The organism is Kribbella sp. NPDC104740 (assembly GCF_055583505.1).
Genome location: NZ_JBVJNV010000009.1, coordinates 214,873 through 233,700, shown reverse-complemented (window position 1 = coordinate 233,700; position 18,828 = coordinate 214,873). Strand labels below are relative to the sequence as shown.

Below are 18,828 nucleotides of genomic sequence, written 5' to 3'. Positions count from 1 at the left end.
CTACCCGGCAGCGGTCAGATCGCTACCGGCGGCGAGTTCCTCCACCGCTCGCCGTACGGCGGGCAGCACCGGCGACGCGTTCTCCGGCAGCCAGACCATCTCCGTCGCCACCCGCTCCCCCGCGATCGGCACGAACACCACGCCGGTACGCCGCAAGCTCGACGCCGACCGCGCCAGCCGCGTCACCCCGACCCCGGCCGCGACCATTCCTAGCAGCACCTGGACGCTCGCGTCGCGGTGCACCACCTTCGGCTCGAACCCGGCCGCGCGGAACTCCGCGTCGTACACGTCGTGCCAGGGCTGCCACGAGCTGCGCGGCGTCAGCAGCCACGGCTCGTCGGCCAGGTCCCGCAGGTCGAGCTGTTTTTGGTCAGCCAGCCGGTGCCCTTCCGGCAGCACGGCGCAGATCTCCTCGGTGACCAGCGTGGTGCTGGCCAGGTCGTCGACCAGCGGCGGCCGCGTGAACGCCACGTCGTACCGGCCGCTGCGGACGCCCTCGACCAGCGGGCCGATCGTGGTCTCCTCAGTGGCGAGCTGCAGGTCGGGGAAGCGCTCCCGCAGCGCCCGGACGACCGGTGGCAGCAGGTAGTTGGCAGTAGTCGCCAGGAACGCCAGCCGGAGCAGGCCGATCTCGCCACGCACAGCGCGGGCTACGACAGCCATCGCCTGGTCAGCTCGCTCCAGCACCGCCCGCGCCTCCGGCAGGAACAGCGCACCCACCTCTGTCAGCGCAGTGCCCCGGCTGTCCCGGTCGAACAGCTTGGCGCCGACCTGCCGCTCCAGCAACGTGATCTGCTGCGACAGCGACTGCTGAGCGATCGTCAGCCGGGCAGCGGCGCGGGTGAAACTCGACTCCTCCGCTACCGCGACGAAGTAGCGCAGCTGCCGCAGCTCGGGGGTCACAGGCCCAGGCTACTGCTGCGCCAGGCAGCCGGTGTTGGTCCCGCACGGGGGTCCGGACGAAGACTCGAAGCATGGAAAACAACAACAAGGTTTGGCTGATCACCGGCTGCTCCACAGGGTTCGGACGCGAACTGGTGCTCGCCGCACTGGCTGCGGGCGACCAGGTGATGGCCACTGCCCGCCGGCCCGAGACGCTGGTCGACCTGGCTGAGCGTGGCGCTTCGACGGCGGCCCTGGACGTCACGGACCCGGCATCGATCGAGGCGGCGGTGCAGGCGACGCTGGCGGTCTTCGGCCGCATCGACGTACTGGTGAACAACGCCGGCTCGATGGTGATGGGCGCGATCGAGGAGGTCGGCGTACGGCGGTTGCGGGAGCAGTTCGACGTGGTGTTCTTCGGGGCTGCCCAGGTAGTCGAGGCGGTACTGCCGGTGCTGCACGCGCAAGGGTCGGGGACGATCGTGCAGATGAGCTCGCTGGGCGGGCTGAAGACGTACCCGGGCTACGGCGCGTACAACTCGGCCAAGCACGCACTGGAGGGGTACTCGGAGGCGCTGGCGACTGAGCTGGCTCCGCTGGGCATCCGGGTGCTGATCGTCGAGCCGGGAGCCTTCCGTACGGAGTTCAACCGCAACAAGGTCACCACTGAGGCGCTGGAGGTCTACCGGGAGACCGCTGGCGCCACCCGGGCGGCTACCGTCGCGCTGCTCGATTCGGAGCAGAACGACCCGGTCAAGGGCGTCGCGGCGATCATGAAGGCGCTGGACAGCGGCAACCCACCGCTGCGGCTGCTGCTGGGAAACGACGCGGTGGATGGGTTGCGGGAGCACCACGAGGCTCTGCTGGCGTCGGTGACCGAGTGGGAGGAGCTCAGCCGCTCCACAGCAGTGTGACTCGCGCGGCTCGGCTGATCCGCGTGCTGGTCATCCCGTACGCCGGGGTGCCGGCGGAGACGCGGGCGCTGTTGTCCACCCGCTCTGAGCTGGTGGTCCGCACCGTCCACCACAACGCCGGCCCGACCGCCGAGCTCGCGATCGCCCTGACCCTCGCCGCCGCCCGCGCGATCGTCCCCGCCGACCAGGCGATGCGCACCGGCGACTGGACCCCACGCTTCGTCCCGCCGAACCCGACGATGGTCCTCGGCGGCCATCCCGCGCTCGTGGTCGGCTACGGCGAGGTCGGCCGCCGCGTCGCCCGCGCGCTGACCGGTCTCGGCATGCGGGTCTCTGCAATCCGCTCGGCCGACACCGCGTCCGTCGACGGCGAGGTCCAGCTCCGCCCGCGCTCGTCGCGCAGTCGCGGGTCGTCGTACCAGCTGTGCCTGGATCGCCGGCCACCGAGGGGCTCTTCGGCCCGGACCTGATCGCAGCACTGCCCGAGCCGAGCGTCCTGGTCAACGTCGTCCTGAGCCCGCACCGCGGCGGCACCTTCAGCCTGCGCGAGGTGCGAGACCTGCGCCTGCAGCACGTCGCCGCGGTGCTCGAGGAGCTGGCTCAGGCCGCGTAGCCCTTCGGTGGGATGAGCGTCGCGAGCTGGTTGAACGTCAGCCAGTACGTGGCCGTCGGGGCGAACCCGGCCGGGTCGGCGATCAGCACGGTCATGTCGGCGGTGTCGTAGCCGATCACGGTGAAGTAGTGGTAGATCGTGTAGTTCGGGTAGCCCGGCGGGTGGTTGCTGGCCGGCGCCACGATGTTGGCGACGATCGGGTAGTTGTTGTCGATGTCGAGCACGATGTCGCGCCAGAGCAGGTCGCGCTGAGCCTGCGTAGGCGGATCGTTCGGCATCTCCTTCGTCTCGTACCAGCCGGTGCCGACGTGGTTGTTGAGCACCCGCGTCACCTGGCCGATCCAGTCGGTGCCGTTCGTGGTGGTGGGCAGCTCGTTGGCCAGCTGCTGCTGGCTGGGCGGAGAGACCCGGGCGGACAGAGCGATCCGCGTGGCCGCCGGGCCACACCAGTAGCTCGTCTCCTGGTACTGGAAGTCGACCTGCAGCGTCTTGGCGGTCAGGGTCTTGCTGGCTCCGCTGGGGACCGCCTTGGTGGCAACCGGGTCGGCTGCCACCGCAGGACCGGCCGTCGGCATCAGCAACGCGCCGGTGAGCACCAGCCCGCTGAGTACGGCTTTCGCTTTCCTCATCTCAACTCCTCACTGTGGCCCCCCGATCACCCACAGTGCACTCGGTTCGGCGGCAGATGTAAAGGAGTTACCGACGATTTGCTGAGATCGGTGCTTCCTTTCCACCAGGAATGCCAAAGCTTGACCGCGCGGTTGGACTCTGCATCATGAGTCCCTCGCTGCGCGGTGTCCCCCTGTCGATCCTCGACCGCTCCCGGACCCGCGCCGGCGAGACCGAGGCGGAGACTCTGCGCGGCACGGTCCGGCTCGCGCAGGAGGTCGAGAAGCTCGGCTACCACCGGTTCTGGGTGTCCGAGCACCACAGCGTGCCCGGGGTGGCCGGCTCGGCGCCGACCGTACTGGCCGCGGCCGTTGCCGCCTCGACGTCGCGGATCCGGGTCGGGACCGGTGGGGTGATGCTGCCGAATCACCGGCCGCTGGTGGTGGCGGAGCAGTTCGGCGTACTGGAGTCGCTGTATCCGGGGCGGATCGACATGGGTCTGGGGCGGTCGGTCGGCTTCACCGGTGGGATCCGCCGGGCGCTGGGCGTCGAGAAGGACGCGGCGGAGGACTTCGTCGAACAGGTGCGGGAGCTGCTCGGGTACTTCACCGGCAAGCAGCAGACGCACCCGCAGGTGCACGCACGTCCTGGCGAGGGGCTCCGCGTACCCGCGTTTGTGCTGGCTGTTGGTGAGGGCGCCCAGCTTGCCGCCTCGCTGGGGCTGCCGCTGGTGATCGCCGGGGCTCGCGGTGAGGCGGCGCTGCTGGACTCGGTCGCTGGCTATCGCGCGGGCTTCACACCGTCGGAGTGGGCTGAGTGGCCGTACGTCGTACTGGCTGCTACTGCGGCTGTCGCTGCAACAGCTGAGGCCGCGCGGGAGCTGCTGTTGCCAGAGGCCTGGTCGAGCGCCTATTCGCGGACGCGCGGGGTATTTCCACCGCTGGAGCCTGTCGATGCCCAGCGCGACATGACCGAAAAGGAGCGCGGCTTCTTCGAGCAGTCGCTGCAGGGCCAGATCTACGGCACACCATCCGAGGTGGACGTCGCGCTCGGCGGCCTGGTCGAGCGGACCGGCGCCGACGAGGTGCTGATCACCACCAACACCTACGACCGCGCCGACCTGCTCGAGAACTACCGCCTGCTGGCCGAGCTCAGCCGCTGATCCGCGCGAGCAGACCCTTCCGTACGCCGGGCCACTCGTCGGCCAGGATCGAGAACACGACCGTGTCCCGCCAAGTGCCGTCGGGCTGCTTGATGTGCCGGCGCAGCACGCCCTCACGGGTCGCGCCGAGCTTCGCGATCGCCGCCTGCGAGCGGGTGTTCACCAGACTGGTCTGGATCTTGACCCGGTTGAACCCGCAGTCCTCGAAGGCGTGCTGAAGCATCAGGAACTTGCAGGACGGGTTGACCGCGGTCCCCCAGACAGCCGGCGCGTAGCCGGTCCAGCCGAGGTGGACGCGCTCGTTGGCCAGGTCCACGTCGCCGAGGCTCGTCGTCCCGACGACGGTGCCCTCGGCACCGAGCTCCGAGTCCTTCGCCAGTCGTACGACGTACGCCGTCCGGTCCTGCGTCGACTTGGCCCACTTGGCGCGCATCTGCTCGACGTCGGCCGGGCGACCGCCGGGGCCGCCGCTGAAGCCCGCGGCGTACACGCGCTCGTCGTCGATCGCGGCGTACAGCTGATCGGTGTCACTGGCAACGAAGCGGTCGAGGCGTACGAGGTCGCCGACCAGCGGGCGGCCGTCCGGAGCGATGGTCATGGCACCAGCCAACCTCCGGAGCGGCAACCGGTCAAACCAGTAAGTGGAGCAGCAGCCAGACGGCCGGAGCCGTGGCCAGCAGGGAGTCGAGCCGGTCCATCACGCCGCCGTGGCCCGGCAGCAGGTTGGACATGTCCTTGATCCCGAGGTCGCGCTTGATCATCGACTCGCCGAGGTCGCCGACCGTTGCCGTCAGCACCGCGATCGCGCCGACGATCGCGCCGACCCACCAGGCGCCGTCGAGCAGCCAGACGACCGACCCGATCCCGGCGCCGATACAGGCCAGCGTCGAACCGGCGAAGCCCTCCCAGGACTTCTTCGGGCTGATCGTCGGGGCCATCGGGTGCTTGCCGAACAGCACACCGGCCACGTAGCCGCCGACGTCGCTGGCCACCACGACCAGGAAGAACGTCACCACCCGCTGCGGCCCGTCGTCGTCCGGCTGGACCAGCAGGACGGCGAACCCGGCGAGCAGCGGGATGTAGCCGAGCAGGAACACCCCGGCGGTGACGTCCCGGACGAAGCCGATCGAGCCGCCGGGCATCCGCCAGAAGATCGTCGCCAGCGCGGTCAGCGCCATCGCGGTGAGCAGCGCCATCGGCCCGCCGAAGTACGCCGCGACCAGCATCGCGGTCGTCCCGGCGAGCACCGGGATCCGCGGGATCGTCGCCCCGCTGGTCTTCAGCGCACGGATCATCTCGTCGACGGCTACCAGCACCGTCGCCAGCACGACCAGGACGAACAGCGACTTCTGCCAGAACAGCGACCCGATGATCACCGCACCGAGACCGACTCCGACACCGATCGCGGCGGGCAGGTTCCGCCCGGCGCGGCTCGGCACGGAGGGGCTCTGGTCGAGTCCCATCACACCTCGAGCAGTTCGGCTTCCTTGTGCTTGAGCAGCTGGTCGATCGAGTCGACGTACTTCTTCGTCATCCCGTCGAGCCGCTTCTCAGCACTCTTGCCTTCGTCCTCGCCCGCTTCGCCGTCCTTGACCGACTTGTCGATCTGGTCCTTGGCGTGCCGGCGGATGGTCCGGACCGAGATCTTCGCGTCCTCGCCCTTGGTCTTGGCGACCTTGATGTACTCCTTGCGGCGGTCCTCGGTGAGCTGCGGCATCGAGACCCGGATCACCGCGCCGTCGTTGCCCGGGTTCACGCCCAGGTCGGAGTCGCGGATCGCCTTCTCGATCGCGGCCATCGCGCCCTTGTCGTACGGCGAGATGAGCACGGTCCGCGGGTCCGGGACCTGGAAGCCGGCCAGCTGCTGCAGCGGCGTCGGCGAACCGTAGTAGTCGGCGACGATGTTGGAGAACATCGACGGGTGCGCGCGGCCGGTGCGGATCGCGGCGAAGTCGTCCTTCGCGACCTCCACGGCCTTCGCCATCTTCTGCTCGGCTTCGCGGAGTGCTTCGTCGATCACGACATTCCTCGCTTCCTCGGGGCCGCGTCGGTGCGGCCGCTCAAACCCTACGAACGCTGGCGGACCAGCCCGCGGACGTGGGCCCGCGTGTCGAACGATCCTAGTACCCGGCCGACCGGACGTACCCTATCGGGCGCCCGGCCACTGACCGCGCTACTGGCCTGGGGAGACGACGGTGCCGATCTTCTCGCCGCGCACGACCCGGGCGATGTTGCCCTCCTCGAGGCCGAAGATCACGATCGGCAGCGCGTTGTCGCGGGACAGGCTGATCGCGGTCGCGTCGGCGACCCGCAGCCCGCGGGCCAGGAAGTCGTCGTACGAGAGCTGGTCGAACTTCACCGCGTCCGGGTTCGTCTTGGGGTCGGAGTCGTAGACGCCGTCCACACCCTGCTTGCCCATCAGCAGCGCTTCGGCGCCGATCTCCAGCGCGCGCTGGGCGGCGACGGTGTCGGTGGAGAAGTACGGCATTCCGGAGCCGGCGCCGAAGATCACGACCCGGCCCTTGGCCAGGTGCCGGTCGGCCTTGCGCGGGATGTACGGCTCGGCGACCTGACCCATCGTGATCGCGGTCTGGACCCGGGTCTCCACGCCCAGCTTCTCCAGGAAGTCCTGCAGCGCCAGGCAGTTCATCACGGTGCCGAGCATGCCCATGTAGTCGGCACGGTTGCGCTCCATGCCGCGCTGCTGGAGCTCGGCGCCGCGGAAGAAGTTCCCGCCGCCGACCACCACGGCGACCTGGACGCCGGCCCGGACCACCTCGGCGATCTGCTTGGCGATCGAGTTCACCACGTCGGGGTCGACGCCGAGCTTGCCGCCGCCGAACACCTCCCCCGACAGCTTGAGCAGCACCCGGTGGTAGGCCGGATCGAACGGCGAAGAGGCCGGATTCGTCTCGGTACCCAGGGTTTCCGTCACGATTCCGGCCTCCTCGTCGATGATGCTGTGCTGTCTCGTCCTAACCGGCGACGGTCAGGCGCCGACCTCGAAGCGGGCGAACCGCTTCACGGTCACGCCGGCCGCGTCGAGAACGGCCTTCACGGACTTCTTGCTGTCCTGGACCGACGACTGCTCGGTCAGCACGACCTCCTTGAAGAAGCCGTTCACCCGGCCCTCGACGATCTTCGGCAGGGCGCCTTCCGGCTTGCCCTCCTCGCGAGCGGTCGCCTCGGCGATCCGGCGCTCGTTCTCGACCGTCTCGGCCGGGACCTCGTCGCGGTTGGTGTAGAGCGGGCGCATCGCGGCGGCCTGCATGGCAGCGCCGCGGGCGGCCTCGACGTCGTCGCCCTCGAACTCGACGAGCACGCCGACCTGGGCCGGGAGGTCGGCGGCACGCTTGTGCATGTACGCCGTGACCTTGCCGTCGAAGACGGCGACCTTGCCCAGCTCGAGCTTCTCGCCGATGACCGCGGCCAGGGCCTCGATGTTCTCGGCGACGCTCTTGCCGTCGGTGAGCTTCTCGTTCAGCAGGCCCTCGACGTCGCCGACCTTGCTGGCGGCGGCGTGCGCGACGATGTCGGCGGCGAGCTGCTGGAACTGCTCGTTCTTGGCGACGAAGTCGGTCTCGCAGTTCAGCTGGACCAGCGCGTTCTCGGCGGCGGCGACCAGGCCGTTGGAGGCCGAGCGCTCGGCGCCCCGCTTGGCGGCCTTGGCGGCGCCGTGGATGCGCAGCTCCTCGATCGCCTTCTCGAAGTCACCGTCGGTGGTCTCGAGCGCCTTCTTCGCGTCCATCATGCCCGCGCCGGTGGCGTCGCGGAGCTTCTTCACGTCAGCGGCGGTGTAGTTCGCCATTCCTCGTTCTCTCGATCTAGTCGGTGCGATCAGCTGGTGGGTCGCCGCCCGGCGGCATCGCCGGGCGATCGGGGTTCCACACTCGGAACCTTGTCGATCCTGAAGCTTGTACGGATTCCGGCCGGGCCTTCCGGTCCCGGGGTCGTTCCCGACCCCGATCCGTTCGGCCGTTCGGGTCCGTCCGGTTCGGGGCCATCTCTGACCCCGATCCATCCGGCCGTTCCGGGACCGTTCGATCCGGAGCCATCGCTGACCCTGGTCCGTCCGGTCCGGCTGTTCCTGACCCGGGCCTCGCGGTCCGGGCCGTTTCCTCCGTAGCCTTCCGGGTCCTGCCTGGCCCGGGCCACCGTTGTCCTGCCCGCCGGTCCGGGACCCTCGCGGGTCCCGGCGGCGTACCAGGTCGTCCGGCAGCCCGGATCGGGATCAGGCCTCGGTCTTCGGCGCCTCGTCGGCAGCGGCCTCGGCCGGAGCCTCGGTGGCCTCGGCGGCAGGCGCCTCGGTCGCGGCGGCCTCGGCAGCCGGCGCCTCGGCGGCGGGGGCCTCGGCAGCAGCCGGGGCCTCGTCGGCCTTCGCCGGGGCGGCCGCGGCGGCGTTCTGGCTCTCCAGCAGCTCGCGCTCCCAGGCGGCCATCGGCTCCTCGGCGCCCAGCTCCTCACCGGCGGCGGCAGCGCCCTGACCGGAGCGGGCCATCAGCCCGTCGGCCACGGCGTCGGCGACGACGCGGGTGAGCAGGCCGACGGAGCGGATCGCGTCGTCGTTGCCCGGGATCGGGAAGTCGACCTCGTCGGGGTCGCAGTTGGTGTCCAGGATGCCGATGATCGGCAGCTTGAGCTTGCGCGCCTCGTCGACGGCGAGGTGCTCCTTCTTGGTGTCGACGATCCAGACCGCGGACGGGACGCGGCCCATGTCGCGGATACCGCCGAGGGTCTTGAGCAGCTTGTCGTGCTCGCGACGCTTCTGCAGCAGCTCCTTCTTCGTCACACCGGAGGCGGCGACGTCGTCGAAGTCGAGCAGCTCGAGCTCCTTGAGGCGCTGGAGCCGCTTGTTGACGGTCTGGAAGTTGGTGAGCATGCCGCCCAGCCAGCGCTGGTTCACGTAGGGCATGCCGACCCGGGTCGCCTGCTCGGCGATCGCTTCCTGGGCCTGCTTCTTGGTGCCGACGAACAGGATCGCGCCGCCGGAGGCGACGGTGCTCCGGACGAACTCGTAGGCGCGGTCGATGTACGACAGCGACTGCTGCAGGTCGATGATGTAGATGCCGTTGCGCTCGGTGAGGATGTAGCGCTTCATCTTCGGGTTCCAGCGACGGGTCTGGTGCCCGAAGTGCACGCCGCTCTCGAGCAGCTGCTTCATGGTGACGACGGCCATGACGTGGTTCTCTCCTGTCGCGCCCCGCACGGGTTACCCGTCACGGTGACGCTGTCTCGGTTGTTCCGCGGCGGACCGGGTTTGGTCCGTCGCGCCTGACGCCCGCGCGAACCCCACCCCGGCGAACCGGGACCAAGAGGATTCGGATGTGTGCAGACGTGCGAAGTCGCCCCACCGAGGTGGGACGCCACCAAAAGTCTACGCGAGAACCCCACCCCTGGTCGAACCGGCCCCCACCCCGTCCACAGCCCCCAACTCACCCCCGCGTTTCACCCCTCCCACCTGCACATTCCCCACATGACCCCGTTCCAGCCCCCACCCCCCGCAGACGCCATCTGGCCCCTCACTCCCCAACCCAGAATCGTCCACCCCTACGCCCCACCCCCAAAACCCTGGCTCCCCGGCCACCGAGGCGTAGACCTCGAAGGCACCCCCGGCCAAAAAGTCCTGGCCGCCACCCCTGGCACCATCACGTACGCCGGCCCCGTAGCCGGCCGCTCCGTCGTGGTCATAACCCGAGGCCCCCACAGAACCACCTACGAGCCGGTCATCCCGACCCTCCCCCGAGGCACCCAGGTAACCCAAGGCCAACCCATAGGCACCCTCTCAGCAGCCGCCTCCCACTGCACCCCCACAACCTGCCTCCACTGGGGCCTCCTGGAGGGACCGACCTACCTCAACCCCCTAGCCCTACTCCCCACCCAACCGATCCGCTTACTCCCCGCGGACCCGCCCCAGCCCCACCTCGCCGGACCACCCCAACCCAACGCAGCGCGGCAGGTCCCACCCAACGCAGTGCCACCACTCCCGACCACCCCACCAACCACCGAACAACCAGCCCGAGAAGCCAACCCCCTGGCCCCCACCCTGCTGGTCGCCGTCACAGCCCTACTAACCATCACCGCAGCAGCCCTCATCAGAAACCACTGACGAAAGATGCCCTCAGCTCCCCGGAACCCGCGCCTGCCAAGCGTCCTCGTCCTTCGACCGCCGCTCCACCCCCGCCGGAAGCTTGCCCTTGGCAAGATCCGTCAGCGTCGTGTGCTCCAGCACGTCCCGCAGACTCGCCCGAGCAGCGATCCACACCCGCTGCAGCACCACAGCCCGCTCGTTGTAGTCAACGCTCTCCGGCCGCACCCCGGAGATGCTCACGATCGGCCCGTCCACAGCCCGCATCACATCAGCCACCGAGATCTCGTTCGGATCCACAGCCAGCTTCCACCCACCGGACTGCCCCCGCTGACTCGTCAGCACGCCGGCCCGCCGAAGATCAGCCAGAATCCCCTGCAGGAACCCGTGGGGTATCCCCTGCTGCCGGCTGAGCTCCTCCGCCGACACCACCGAGGGATCGTTGGCGACCCAGCGCTGAGTGATCTCGATCAGCGCCCGCAACGCATAGTCAGATTTAGCCGAAACCCGCATGGCCCGCAGTCTGCCCCATTCCCGTTCCGCCCGCCCATCACCCCGCCGCTTCCCCATCCACAGGAGGCGACCTCAAGCCCGCGGATGAGCCTGCTCGTACGCCGCCCGCAGCCGCTCACTCGACACATGCGTATAGACCTGCGTCGTAGCCAACGAAGCATGCCCGAGCAGCTCCTGCACACTCCGCAAATCAGCCCCGCCTTCGAGCAGATGCGTAGCAGCCGTGTGCCGCAACCCGTGCGGCGACAGATCCGGCGCCTCCACCGCCCCGATCCGCGCATGCACCACCCGCCGTACGGTCCGCTGATCGATCCGCCCACCTCGCGCCCCGAGGAACAGCGCGGCCCCGCTCCCGTCCCGCACCAACTGCCCCCGCACCCCCAGCCACGACTCCAAAGCAGCCCCAGCCGGTACGCCGTACGGCACCGACCTCTCTTTACGCCCCTTACCAAAGACCCGAACCACGCGCCGTTCCCTATCGACTTCATCCAGATCGAGAGCGCAAAGCTCTCCAACCCGGATCCCGGTCGCGTACAGCAGCTCCATGATCGCCAGATCCCGCAGCCCGACAGCGCTCCCGTCATCCGCCGCGACCGCGGCAGCATCGAGCACAGCTCGCGTATCCGCCTGCCCGAGCACCCCCGGCAACGTCTTGTGCGCCTTGGGACTGGCCAGCAACGCCCCAGGATCGGTCGCGATCCGCCCGGTCCGCTGCGCCCACGCGGTGAACACCCGCGCCGCCGTGGCCCGCCGGGCCATCGTGCTGCGCGCCTTGCCGAGGCTCTGCTGCTTGGCGAGCCAGGATCGCAGCCCACGAATGTCGAGCGTGCCCAACTCATCGTGACCAAGCCGATTCAAATGATCGATCAAATCGGCGACGTCTCCCATGTACGCTCGGACCGAATGATCGCTGAGGCCTCTTTCCGCCGTCAGATGCCGTTCGTAGTCAGCCAGTAACGCAGCGAGTTCCTCGGGTACGGAACGCGCTGGGCCGACGTCGTCCGGTGCCATGGTTCGACCATGCGTGAGTGGCCCCGGCATCGCAAGCAGCCGCGCGGTGGCGACACGAAGGAGGTCTGGCCCGTAGTCCCCAGGTCGACTACTGTTCGGCCCGATTGCCCTAGTAGCAACGGAGGCACCCCTGACCATGGCCCCCTCAGCGAACGGACAGACCGTAGGCCGGCGCCTGCCGGTCGAGTCGGCGTTCACCCGAGTCGAGGAGGCGCGGCACCGACTACCGCGGCTGTTCGGTCGACGCGACCTTGTCGTGCTCGGCCTCGGTGTGATGATCGGTTCCGGCATCTTCAGCCTGAGCGGCAAGCAGGCCGCGAACGTGGCCGGCCCTGCCGTGATTCTGTCGTTCGTGGTGGCAGCGCTCGTCTGTCTGCTGGCAGCCGCGTGCTACGCCGAGCTCTCGTCGACCATTCCCGTGTCCGGCAGCGCCTACACGTTCAGCTACGTCACCTTCGGTGAGATGTGGGCGTGGCTGGTCGGCTGGGCGCTCGTCCTCGAGCTCGTCACCGCCGCCGCGATCGTCGCCCGTGTCTGGTCCGCGTACTTCCTGGCCACCTTGAACGGCTTCGGCGTCACCCTGCCCGACGGGCTGGCCCAGTTCTTCGGCCCCGAGGCGAAGGTGAACCTGGTCGCCCCGCTGCTGATCCTGCTGCTGACCGCGATGATCGTCACCGGCACCAAGCTGTCGGCCCGGGTCCTGACCGTGGTGGTGGCAGCCAAGGTCGCGGTCATCCTGCTGGTCGTGGTGGTCGGCGCGACGCACATCAAGATGGAGAACTTCAAGCCCTTCGTCCCGATGGAGCGTCCGGCACCGGCCACGGCGAATCCAACGCTCCTGGGCTGGATGCTCGATTCGTCGTTCGGCTCGTTCGGCATGATGGGCATCTTCACGGCCGCCAGCGCGATCGTGTTCGCCTTCATCGGGTTCGACCTGATCGCCACCGCGTCCGAGGACGCCCGCAGCCCGCGCAAGACGGTCCCGCAAGGCATGCTGCTCGGCGTCGTCGTCGTCACCGTCCTGTACGTCGCGATGGCGGTCGTCCTGGTCGGACTGCGGCCGTACGGTCAGCTCGGCGGCGGCGCTCCGGTTTCGGAGGCGCTGGAATCGGTCGGGGTCGGCTGGGCTGCGGACGTGGTCAATCTCGGGGCGCTGCTGGCGATGTCGACGGTGATCATGGTGGTTCTGATCGCCCAGAGCCGCGTGCTCTTCAACATGGGCCGTGACGGTCTGCTGCCGAAGAGCCTGGGCCGGGTCAGCCGGGTCTACTCCTCGCCCGCTCGCGCCGCCACGGCGGCGGGCGTTGCCGCCTTGCTGCTCACGCTCTACCCGAAGGTGGTCGAGCTCGAGGAGCTGCTGGTCATCGGAGCCCTGTTCTGCTTCGCGTTCTGTGCCGTCGGAGTCCTCCGCCTCCGCCGTACCGAGCCGAACCTGGAGCGCGGTTTCCGCGTCCCGCTGGTGCCGCTGATCCCGCTGCTGTCGCTGGCCGCGACGCTGTGGCTGATGCTCAACCTCAAGACCGGCACGTGGACCAAGTTCGGCATCTGGATGCTGATCGGCCTGGCCATCTACGGCTTGTACGGCCGCTGGCACAGCCGCCTGGCGAACGAGGAGAGCTGGGACTTCGAGATCGGCGACACCGATCCGGGTACCGGCGGTCTGCAGCCGGTCCGCCACGAGAACAACGAGCTCCGCGCGGTCCGCAACCCACCGAAGTCCAACCGCGGCAAGCACATGCGCAACTGATCCAGCACCACCTGAACGCCGGCCGGCCCCTCGGGCCCGGCCGGCGTTTTCGTTTGTCCACAGCTGCGAAGTCGCCTCAGAATCCGCCCCGAATCCCGGCATGTTCTTTGTCGGAGGTGGTCATCGATGCGCACCAAAGACGCAGTCGGGCAGTACGGCGAACAACTCGCCGCGGAACATCTCAGCGACCAGGGCTTCGCGATCCTCGCGCGCAACTGGCGCTGCGACCAGGGTGAGATCGACATCGTCGCCCGGGACGGCCGCGCGCTGGTCGTCTGCGAGGTGAAGACCAGACGCGGCCTCGGGTACGGGAGCCCCCTGGAGTCGATCACCTATCGCAAGCTCAGCACCCTGCGCCGGCTGGTCGGCCGCTGGCTGCAGGAGCACGAGCTGCACCCGCCGGAGATCCGGATCGACGTGATCGCCGTCCTGGTCCCACCAGGCGGCGGCAAACCAACCGTCGAGCACCTGAGAGGAGTCGGCTGATGTCTCTCGCCCAAGCCTGGTCGGTCGCTCTCGTCGGCCTGGAAGGCCATCTCGTCGAGGTCGAGGCCGACATCGCCCAGGGCCTGCCGAAGACGACGCTGATCGGCCTGCCCGACGCCTCGTTGTCCGAGGCAAGGGACCGCGTCCGCGCCGCCGTCATGAACAGCGGCGAGCGGTTCCCCGACCGCAAGGTCACGATCGGCCTGTCCCCCGCGACCCTGCCCAAGACCGGTTCGCACTACGACGTGACGATCGCGTGCGCCCTGCTCGCGGCCAGCGGTGTGCTCCCGATCGGCGAGCTGCGGCACTGCGCGATCATCGGCGAGCTCGGCCTCGACGGCCGGATCCGCGAGGTCCGCGGCGCCCTCGCGATGACGCTGGCCGCGGCCCGCGCCGGCTTCACCCGCATCATCGTCCCCGAGCTCAACGCCGGCGAGGCCCGCCTGGTCCCCGACATCAGCGTGTACGGCGTGCGCTCGCTGCGCCAGGTCCTCGCGATGATCCGCGGCGAGGAGATCCCCGACGAGGACCCACCGCGCGCCGAACCCCGACTGATGTCGGAGTCCCTCACCCGCGTCCCCGAGGTCGACCTCGACGACGTCCTCGGCCAGCGCGAAGGCCGCCGCGCGATCGAAGCGGCGGCCGCGGGCGGCCATCACCTGTACCTGTACGGTCCACCCGGCTCCGGCAAGACGATGCTCGCCGAACGCCTCGCCGGCCTGATGCCCGACCTGGGCACCGACGACTCCCTGGAAGTCTCCGCCGTCCACTCGCTAGCCGGCCTGCTCACCAACGACGCCGAGCTCGTCACCCGCCCACCGTTCATCGCGCCCCACCACACGGCGTCCCTGGTCAGCCTCGTCGGCGGCGGCTCCGGCGTCCCACGCCCCGGCGCGATCAGCTGCGCCCACCGAGGAATCCTCTTCATCGACGAAGCACCCGAGATGCACCCCCTGACCCTCGACACCCTGCGCCAGCCGCTCGAATCCGGCTTCGTCGAAGTCCACCGAGCCGCCGCGGTCGCGAAGTTCCCGGCTCGCTTCCTCCTGGTCCTGGCCGCAAACCCCTGCCCCTGCGGCCAATCCGGCACCCCCACGGGTATCTGCAACTGCACACCACAGATCCTCAACCGTTACCGCCAACGCATCAGCGGCCCGATCAAGGACCGGATGGACATCCAGCGCCAGATCCTCCCCGCCGCCCGCGGCATCGGCACCGCCGCCGACACCCCCGAGTCCACCGCCGACGTGGCAGCCCGAGTCCGCGCCACCCGAGACCGCCAGTCCCACCGCTACCAAGACACCCCCTGGCGCCTGAACAGCGAAATCCCCGGCCCGGTCTTGCGCCGCGAGTTCCCCCTCGACCCCACCAGCCAGTCCATCCTCGAATCCCACTACGCCGAAGGCCGCCTCACCGCGAGAGGCCTAGACCGCGTAGTCCGCCTCGCCTGGACCCTCACCGACCTGGCCGGCCTCCCAGCCCCCACACCATCCCTCACCCACGAAGCCTTCCAACTCCGCACCGGCTCCCCACTCACCCCACTCGAAGACCTCCGCCCCCTCAGAGAGCCCATCCCGCAATGACCCACCCCTCAAACCCGATCCCGCTAGGCGCCCAGCCTCCCGCCCACGACTCCACTCCAACCCGCACTCCTTCTACCTCCTCCGTCGTTCCGCTCACCCCACCGATTGCCCAAGGCAACGCCCCCTCCACAGCCCTCGCCCCTCCGGCCCCTTCCGACGAAGACCGACTGGCGAGAGCGGCGCTGTCCCGAGTGATCGAACCCGGCGACCCCACCACCCAGAAGACCTTCGCCGACCTCACCCCACTGGAGATCTGGGACCTCCTCCGTAGCAAAGCCCCCGGCGTCGAACGCTGGTCCTCCCGCGTCGCCGTCGTCTCCCCCGAAGCCGACCTCACCCGAGCCCACGCCGCCGGCGCCCGCTTCGTCATCCCCGGCGACGCCGAGTGGCCCGACCAGATCGAAGTCCTCACCGACGCCGGCCAGCAAGCCCGCCGCGGCGGCACGCCGTACGGCCTTTGGATCAAAGGCCCCGCCAACCTCCGCCACCTGCTCCAGTCCTCGGTAGCCATCGTCGGCGCCAGAGCCTGCTCCTCGTACGGCGAACACGCAGCCGCCGAGCTCGCCGGCGGTCTGGGCGACCGAGGCACCACCGTCGTCTCCGGCGGCGCCTACGGCATCGACGCGGCAGCCCACCGCGGCGCCCTGGCCAGCACCGGCACGACCATCGCCGTCCTCGCCTGCGGCGTCAACGTCAGCTACCCCCGCAGCAACTCAGCCCTCTTCAACCGCATCGCCGCCGAAGGCCTCCTCGTCAGCGAACTCCCACCCGGCTGCTCCCCCACCAAACTCCGCTTCCTGTCCCGCAACCGCCTGATCGCCGCCATGACCCAAGGCACCGTCGTCGTCGAAGCCGCCATCCGCAGCGGAGCCCTCAACACCGCCACCTGGTCCGAACAGTGCGGCCGCCCAGTCCTGGCCGTCCCCGGCCCCATCACCTCGAGGATGTCGGACGGCACCCACCTCCTGATCCGAGAACGCAACGCCACCCTCGCGACGTCAGTAGCAGACATCCTCGAAGCCATCGCACCCCTGGGCCACCAACTCACCCAGTACCCGCACGCCCCGACCACCCCCGAAGACGCCCTCACCCACGACCTCCGCCGAACCCTCGACGCCGTCCCGGTACTCCGCGCAGTCCCCGCCACCCGCATCGCCGCCACCGCCGGCCTCGACCGCACCACCGTCCAGCAATCCCTCGAAACCCTCACCGAAGCCAACCTGATCACCCACGACGAGTCCGGCTACCGCCTCTCCCCCACCCAACGGCGCGCACCGTGAACCAGCACTGCCGATTCCCCGGCGATTGTTACCTTGAAGGTATGGAACGAGTCGAAACCCGAGCGCTTGAGTACTTCGTAGCAGTAGCCGAGGAACTCCATTTCGGCCGAGCCTCCGACCGCCTGGGCATCGCCCAGCCCCCACTCTCCCGAGCCATCAGCCGCCTGGAACGCCGCCTAGGCGTCCAACTCTTCGAACGAACCAGCCGCCGAGTAGCCCTCACCGACGCTGGCAGCACGTTCCTCACCCAGTCCCGAAAAGCGCTCAGAGCAATCGACACCGCCGTCCTCAGCGCCCAACGCACCGGCCGCCCCCACCGCCTGGTCATCGCCACCCGCCCAGGCGTAGGCCCAGGCCTGCTCGCCAACACCCTCCGCGCCTACCGCCGCCAACCCGGTGCCGCCGAAGTCCAAGTGATCTTCACCCAAGACCCCCTCCAAGAGGTCCACACCGGCACCGCCGACGTAGCCCTCATCTGCGGCCGTAACGACCTCACCGATCTCACCACCACCCAGATTGCTGAGGAACAAACAGTCGCCCTCCTCCCCACCGACCACCCCTTGGCCACCCGCCCCTTCATCACGACCCACGACATCACCACCGACCCCACCTACCGCCCCGCCTGCGCCCCCACCGACACCCTCGACCAACTAGTCGAAGAGGTCTCCCTAGGCCACCGCATCGTCACCGTAGGAGCCACCGCCACCACCCGAACCGGCCCCCAGATCGCCGCAGTCCCAGTCATCGACGCCCCCACCACCCACCTAGTCCTCGCCTGGCACCCCGAAAACCCACCCACCACCCGAACCTCCTTCACCCGAACCACCCAATCCACCGCCGCCACCCACCCCAACCTCCTCCCCCACCCAGCCGCCACAGCCTGACCACCCGCACCCCGCACCCCGCACGCCGCACGCCGCACGCCGCACGCCGCACGCCAGCCACCTCATAGTCAGCCTCGCCAATCCCCCAGCGCCCACCAGGCGCCGAAGCAACTGCGCAGGCTAGAGCTGACACCAGAGGCGCTCTCACCACACCGACCTCGCGACCCACCCCACGTTGCCAGAAGCAACCAACTTCTCGCCCACCTGGCGCCACGCACTCGCGGACAACCCACCAGCCCCTGCCCGGCACGCGTACGAACGCGCACTGCCGCACCACGGCCTCCACCGCAACAGCTACCGCCACCCAGCCGAACCTCCTCCCCCAACCAGCCGCCTCGGCCTGACCACCCGCGCGCCGTACGCCGACTCCAACACCGGCCGCCAGACTGTCAGCCTCACCAACCGCCCAGCGTTCATCAGACGCCGAGGCAGCTGCGCGGGCTGGAGCTGACACCGGAAGCGCTCTCACCACGCCGACCCCACGACCCACCGCGTTGCCAGAAGCAACGAACCTCGCCCACTTGGCACCGAGCGATCACGGACCATGCACCGGCAACAGCCCGGCGCTGAGGTCAACGCGATCTGCCGCGCCACCGGGCTGCGGGCTGCCGGCCGCAGCAGCGCGGTCATCGCAACCAGCGCCGCGGTACGGCGAACCTGGCGCGCGCGGCCAGCGCCGCCAGCGCGGCGGGAGCGGCGGCGATACGGTCAGCGCCGCCAGCCCGGCGAGCCTGACCAGCCTTGAGCCGAGGACGAACGCGAGCTGCTGCTCCACCACGACCACCGCCGCCACCACGACCACTGCGGGCAGCCCGGTCAGCCCGGCGGCCGCGGTCAGCAGTTGGGGTGGTGCGGCGGGCGCGGCCGGTACTGCGAGGCCAGCGAGCGGTGCAGGCCGGCTAGCGCGGAGGTGCGGCGGGTGCTGCCAGCGCAGGCAGCGCCGGCAGAGCGGTCACCGCAACCGGCGCCACCACCGCGATCGGCGGGGCGGTTAGTCGAGTGCTGCCAGCGCGGCGGCACGGCCAGCGCTGCGATTCGGCGGATGCGGCGGTTCGGCGG

Annotated in this window: 21 protein-coding genes; 10 read left to right on the top strand and 11 right to left on the bottom strand. The window is 69.6% G+C overall.

What is annotated here, in order from left to right; translation table 11 throughout:
* Positions 1–903: a LysR family transcriptional regulator gene (locus ACZ6Z4_RS35190; protein ID WP_465575151.1), complete on the bottom strand. Its 903-nt coding sequence runs from the start codon at positions 901–903 to the stop codon at positions 1–3.
* Positions 904–974: 71 nt separating this feature from the next.
* Here ACZ6Z4_RS35190 and ACZ6Z4_RS35185 point away from each other — a divergent pair, with 71 nt between their 5' ends.
* From ACZ6Z4_RS35185 to ACZ6Z4_RS35175, 3 genes are read left to right on the top strand one after another with little or no spacing between them, the layout of a single operon-like run.
* On the top strand, positions 975–1,796 hold the full coding sequence (locus ACZ6Z4_RS35185; RefSeq protein WP_465575146.1) for an SDR family NAD(P)-dependent oxidoreductase: 822 nt from the start codon (positions 975–977) through the stop codon (positions 1,794–1,796).
* Positions 1,793–2,266 (top strand): NAD(P)-dependent oxidoreductase, encoded by a 474-nt coding sequence (locus ACZ6Z4_RS35180; RefSeq protein WP_465575143.1) that lies wholly within the window; start codon positions 1,793–1,795, stop codon positions 2,264–2,266. Before ACZ6Z4_RS35185 ends, ACZ6Z4_RS35180 begins: the two co-directional genes overlap by 4 nt.
* Positions 2,221–2,409: a hypothetical protein gene (locus tag ACZ6Z4_RS35175; protein ID WP_465575139.1), complete on the top strand. Its 189-nt coding sequence runs from the start codon at positions 2,221–2,223 to the stop codon at positions 2,407–2,409. Before ACZ6Z4_RS35180 ends, ACZ6Z4_RS35175 begins: the two co-directional genes overlap by 46 nt.
* Here the strand turns inward: ACZ6Z4_RS35175 and ACZ6Z4_RS35170 are convergent.
* The gene (locus tag ACZ6Z4_RS35170; protein ID WP_465575134.1) at positions 2,397–3,038 is read right to left on the bottom strand and encodes a C39 family peptidase; all 642 of its coding nucleotides are present in this window, start codon (positions 3,036–3,038) and stop codon (positions 2,397–2,399) included. The two genes, ACZ6Z4_RS35175 and ACZ6Z4_RS35170, sit on opposite strands and share 13 nt — an antisense overlap.
* A gap of 146 nt (positions 3,039–3,184) precedes the next feature.
* Here ACZ6Z4_RS35170 and ACZ6Z4_RS35165 point away from each other — a divergent pair, with 146 nt between their 5' ends.
* On the top strand, positions 3,185–4,180 hold the full coding sequence (locus tag ACZ6Z4_RS35165; RefSeq protein WP_465575131.1) for an LLM class flavin-dependent oxidoreductase: 996 nt from the start codon (positions 3,185–3,187) through the stop codon (positions 4,178–4,180).
* On the opposite strand, the gene ACZ6Z4_RS35160 is transcribed toward ACZ6Z4_RS35165, so the two are convergent.
* The 6 genes from ACZ6Z4_RS35160 to rpsB all read right to left on the bottom strand — a co-directional run bounded on the left by ACZ6Z4_RS35160 (position 4,170) and on the right by rpsB (position 9,356).
* Positions 4,170–4,778, bottom strand: a complete 609-nt coding sequence (locus ACZ6Z4_RS35160; RefSeq protein ID WP_465575128.1) for a GNAT family N-acetyltransferase — start codon at positions 4,776–4,778, stop codon at positions 4,170–4,172. The genes ACZ6Z4_RS35165 and ACZ6Z4_RS35160 overlap by 11 nt on opposite strands.
* Before the next feature lie 31 nt (positions 4,779–4,809).
* On the bottom strand, positions 4,810–5,643 hold the full coding sequence (locus ACZ6Z4_RS35155; protein ID WP_363677369.1) for a phosphatidate cytidylyltransferase: 834 nt from the start codon (positions 5,641–5,643) through the stop codon (positions 4,810–4,812).
* A complete protein-coding gene (frr, locus tag ACZ6Z4_RS35150; RefSeq protein WP_465575417.1) occupies positions 5,643–6,197 on the bottom strand; it encodes a ribosome recycling factor in 555 nt (184 codons plus the stop codon). Before frr ends, ACZ6Z4_RS35155 begins: the two co-directional genes overlap by 1 nt.
* 156 nt (positions 6,198–6,353) lie before the next feature.
* The gene (gene pyrH / locus ACZ6Z4_RS35145; RefSeq protein WP_344183774.1) at positions 6,354–7,115 is read right to left on the bottom strand and encodes a UMP kinase; all 762 of its coding nucleotides are present in this window, start codon (positions 7,113–7,115) and stop codon (positions 6,354–6,356) included.
* Positions 7,116–7,169: 54 nt separating this feature from the next.
* Positions 7,170–7,988, bottom strand: coding sequence for a translation elongation factor Ts (gene tsf / locus ACZ6Z4_RS35140; RefSeq protein ID WP_465575123.1), 819 nt, complete (start codon positions 7,986–7,988; stop codon positions 7,170–7,172).
* A 423-nt stretch (positions 7,989–8,411) separates the two neighbouring features.
* The gene (gene rpsB, locus ACZ6Z4_RS35135) at positions 8,412–9,356 is read right to left on the bottom strand and encodes a 30S ribosomal protein S2 (RefSeq protein WP_465575120.1); all 945 of its coding nucleotides are present in this window, start codon (positions 9,354–9,356) and stop codon (positions 8,412–8,414) included.
* Between the two features lie 297 nt (positions 9,357–9,653).
* Between rpsB and ACZ6Z4_RS35130 the strand changes: the two genes are divergently transcribed.
* The gene (locus tag ACZ6Z4_RS35130; protein ID WP_465575113.1) at positions 9,654–10,286 is read left to right on the top strand and encodes a M23 family metallopeptidase; all 633 of its coding nucleotides are present in this window, start codon (positions 9,654–9,656) and stop codon (positions 10,284–10,286) included.
* A 12-nt stretch (positions 10,287–10,298) separates the two neighbouring features.
* Here the strand turns inward: ACZ6Z4_RS35130 and ACZ6Z4_RS35125 are convergent, their stop codons facing one another.
* Positions 10,299–10,778: an RrF2 family transcriptional regulator gene (locus ACZ6Z4_RS35125; protein WP_363677375.1), complete on the bottom strand. Its 480-nt coding sequence runs from the start codon at positions 10,776–10,778 to the stop codon at positions 10,299–10,301.
* A gap of 72 nt (positions 10,779–10,850) precedes the next feature.
* A complete protein-coding gene (locus tag ACZ6Z4_RS35120; protein WP_465575107.1) occupies positions 10,851–11,789 on the bottom strand; it encodes a tyrosine recombinase XerC in 939 nt (312 codons plus the stop codon).
* 136 nt (positions 11,790–11,925) lie between these two features.
* Between ACZ6Z4_RS35120 and ACZ6Z4_RS35115 the strand changes: the two genes are divergently transcribed.
* From ACZ6Z4_RS35115 to ACZ6Z4_RS35095, 5 genes are all read left to right on the top strand, one after another.
* Positions 11,926–13,536 (top strand): APC family permease, encoded by a 1,611-nt coding sequence (locus tag ACZ6Z4_RS35115; RefSeq protein WP_465575105.1) that lies wholly within the window; start codon positions 11,926–11,928, stop codon positions 13,534–13,536.
* 126 nt (positions 13,537–13,662) lie between these two features.
* Positions 13,663–14,022: a YraN family protein gene (locus tag ACZ6Z4_RS35110; protein WP_363677379.1), complete on the top strand. Its 360-nt coding sequence runs from the start codon at positions 13,663–13,665 to the stop codon at positions 14,020–14,022.
* A complete protein-coding gene (locus tag ACZ6Z4_RS35105; RefSeq protein ID WP_465575101.1) occupies positions 14,022–15,605 on the top strand; it encodes a YifB family Mg chelatase-like AAA ATPase in 1,584 nt (527 codons plus the stop codon). Before ACZ6Z4_RS35110 ends, ACZ6Z4_RS35105 begins: the two co-directional genes overlap by 1 nt.
* A gap of 191 nt (positions 15,606–15,796) precedes the next feature.
* A complete protein-coding gene (gene dprA / locus ACZ6Z4_RS35100) occupies positions 15,797–16,885 on the top strand; it encodes a DNA-processing protein DprA (protein ID WP_465575096.1) in 1,089 nt (362 codons plus the stop codon).
* A gap of 41 nt (positions 16,886–16,926) precedes the next feature.
* Positions 16,927–17,769, top strand: a complete 843-nt coding sequence (locus tag ACZ6Z4_RS35095) for a LysR family transcriptional regulator (RefSeq protein WP_465575093.1) — start codon at positions 16,927–16,929, stop codon at positions 17,767–17,769.
* A gap of 535 nt (positions 17,770–18,304) precedes the next feature.
* On the opposite strand, the gene ACZ6Z4_RS35090 is transcribed toward ACZ6Z4_RS35095, so the two are convergent.
* Positions 18,305–18,571: a hypothetical protein gene (locus tag ACZ6Z4_RS35090; protein WP_465575090.1), complete on the bottom strand. Its 267-nt coding sequence runs from the start codon at positions 18,569–18,571 to the stop codon at positions 18,305–18,307.
* Positions 18,572–18,828 lie beyond the last annotated feature (257 nt).

What these genes read in the sequence shown, in the direction of transcription:
- ACZ6Z4_RS35185 (WP_465575146.1), top strand. Translation starts at nt 975, where the DNA reads ATGGAAAACAACAACAAGGTTTGGCTGATCACCGGCTGCTCCACAGGG.
- ACZ6Z4_RS35170 (WP_465575134.1), bottom strand. Translation starts at nt 3,038, where the DNA reads ATGAGGAAAGCGAAAGCCGTACTCAGCGGGCTGGTGCTCACCGGCGCG.
- ACZ6Z4_RS35165 (WP_465575131.1), top strand. Translation starts at nt 3,185, where the DNA reads ATGAGTCCCTCGCTGCGCGGTGTCCCCCTGTCGATCCTCGACCGCTCC.
- ACZ6Z4_RS35160 (WP_465575128.1), bottom strand. Translation starts at nt 4,778, where the DNA reads ATGACCATCGCTCCGGACGGCCGCCCGCTGGTCGGCGACCTCGTACGC.
- ACZ6Z4_RS35155 (WP_363677369.1), bottom strand. Translation starts at nt 5,643, where the DNA reads ATGGGACTCGACCAGAGCCCCTCCGTGCCGAGCCGCGCCGGGCGGAAC.
- tsf (WP_465575123.1), bottom strand. Translation starts at nt 7,988, where the DNA reads ATGGCGAACTACACCGCCGCTGACGTGAAGAAGCTCCGCGACGCCACC.
- rpsB (WP_465575120.1), bottom strand. Translation starts at nt 9,356, where the DNA reads ATGGCCGTCGTCACCATGAAGCAGCTGCTCGAGAGCGGCGTGCACTTC.
- ACZ6Z4_RS35130 (WP_465575113.1), top strand. Translation starts at nt 9,654, where the DNA reads ATGACCCCGTTCCAGCCCCCACCCCCCGCAGACGCCATCTGGCCCCTC.
- ACZ6Z4_RS35125 (WP_363677375.1), bottom strand. Translation starts at nt 10,778, where the DNA reads ATGCGGGTTTCGGCTAAATCTGACTATGCGTTGCGGGCGCTGATCGAG.
- ACZ6Z4_RS35120 (WP_465575107.1), bottom strand. Translation starts at nt 11,789, where the DNA reads ATGGCACCGGACGACGTCGGCCCAGCGCGTTCCGTACCCGAGGAACTC.
- ACZ6Z4_RS35115 (WP_465575105.1), top strand. Translation starts at nt 11,926, where the DNA reads ATGGCCCCCTCAGCGAACGGACAGACCGTAGGCCGGCGCCTGCCGGTC.
- ACZ6Z4_RS35110 (WP_363677379.1), top strand. Translation starts at nt 13,663, where the DNA reads ATGCGCACCAAAGACGCAGTCGGGCAGTACGGCGAACAACTCGCCGCG.
- ACZ6Z4_RS35105 (WP_465575101.1), top strand. Translation starts at nt 14,022, where the DNA reads ATGTCTCTCGCCCAAGCCTGGTCGGTCGCTCTCGTCGGCCTGGAAGGC.
- ACZ6Z4_RS35095 (WP_465575093.1), top strand. Translation starts at nt 16,927, where the DNA reads ATGGAACGAGTCGAAACCCGAGCGCTTGAGTACTTCGTAGCAGTAGCC.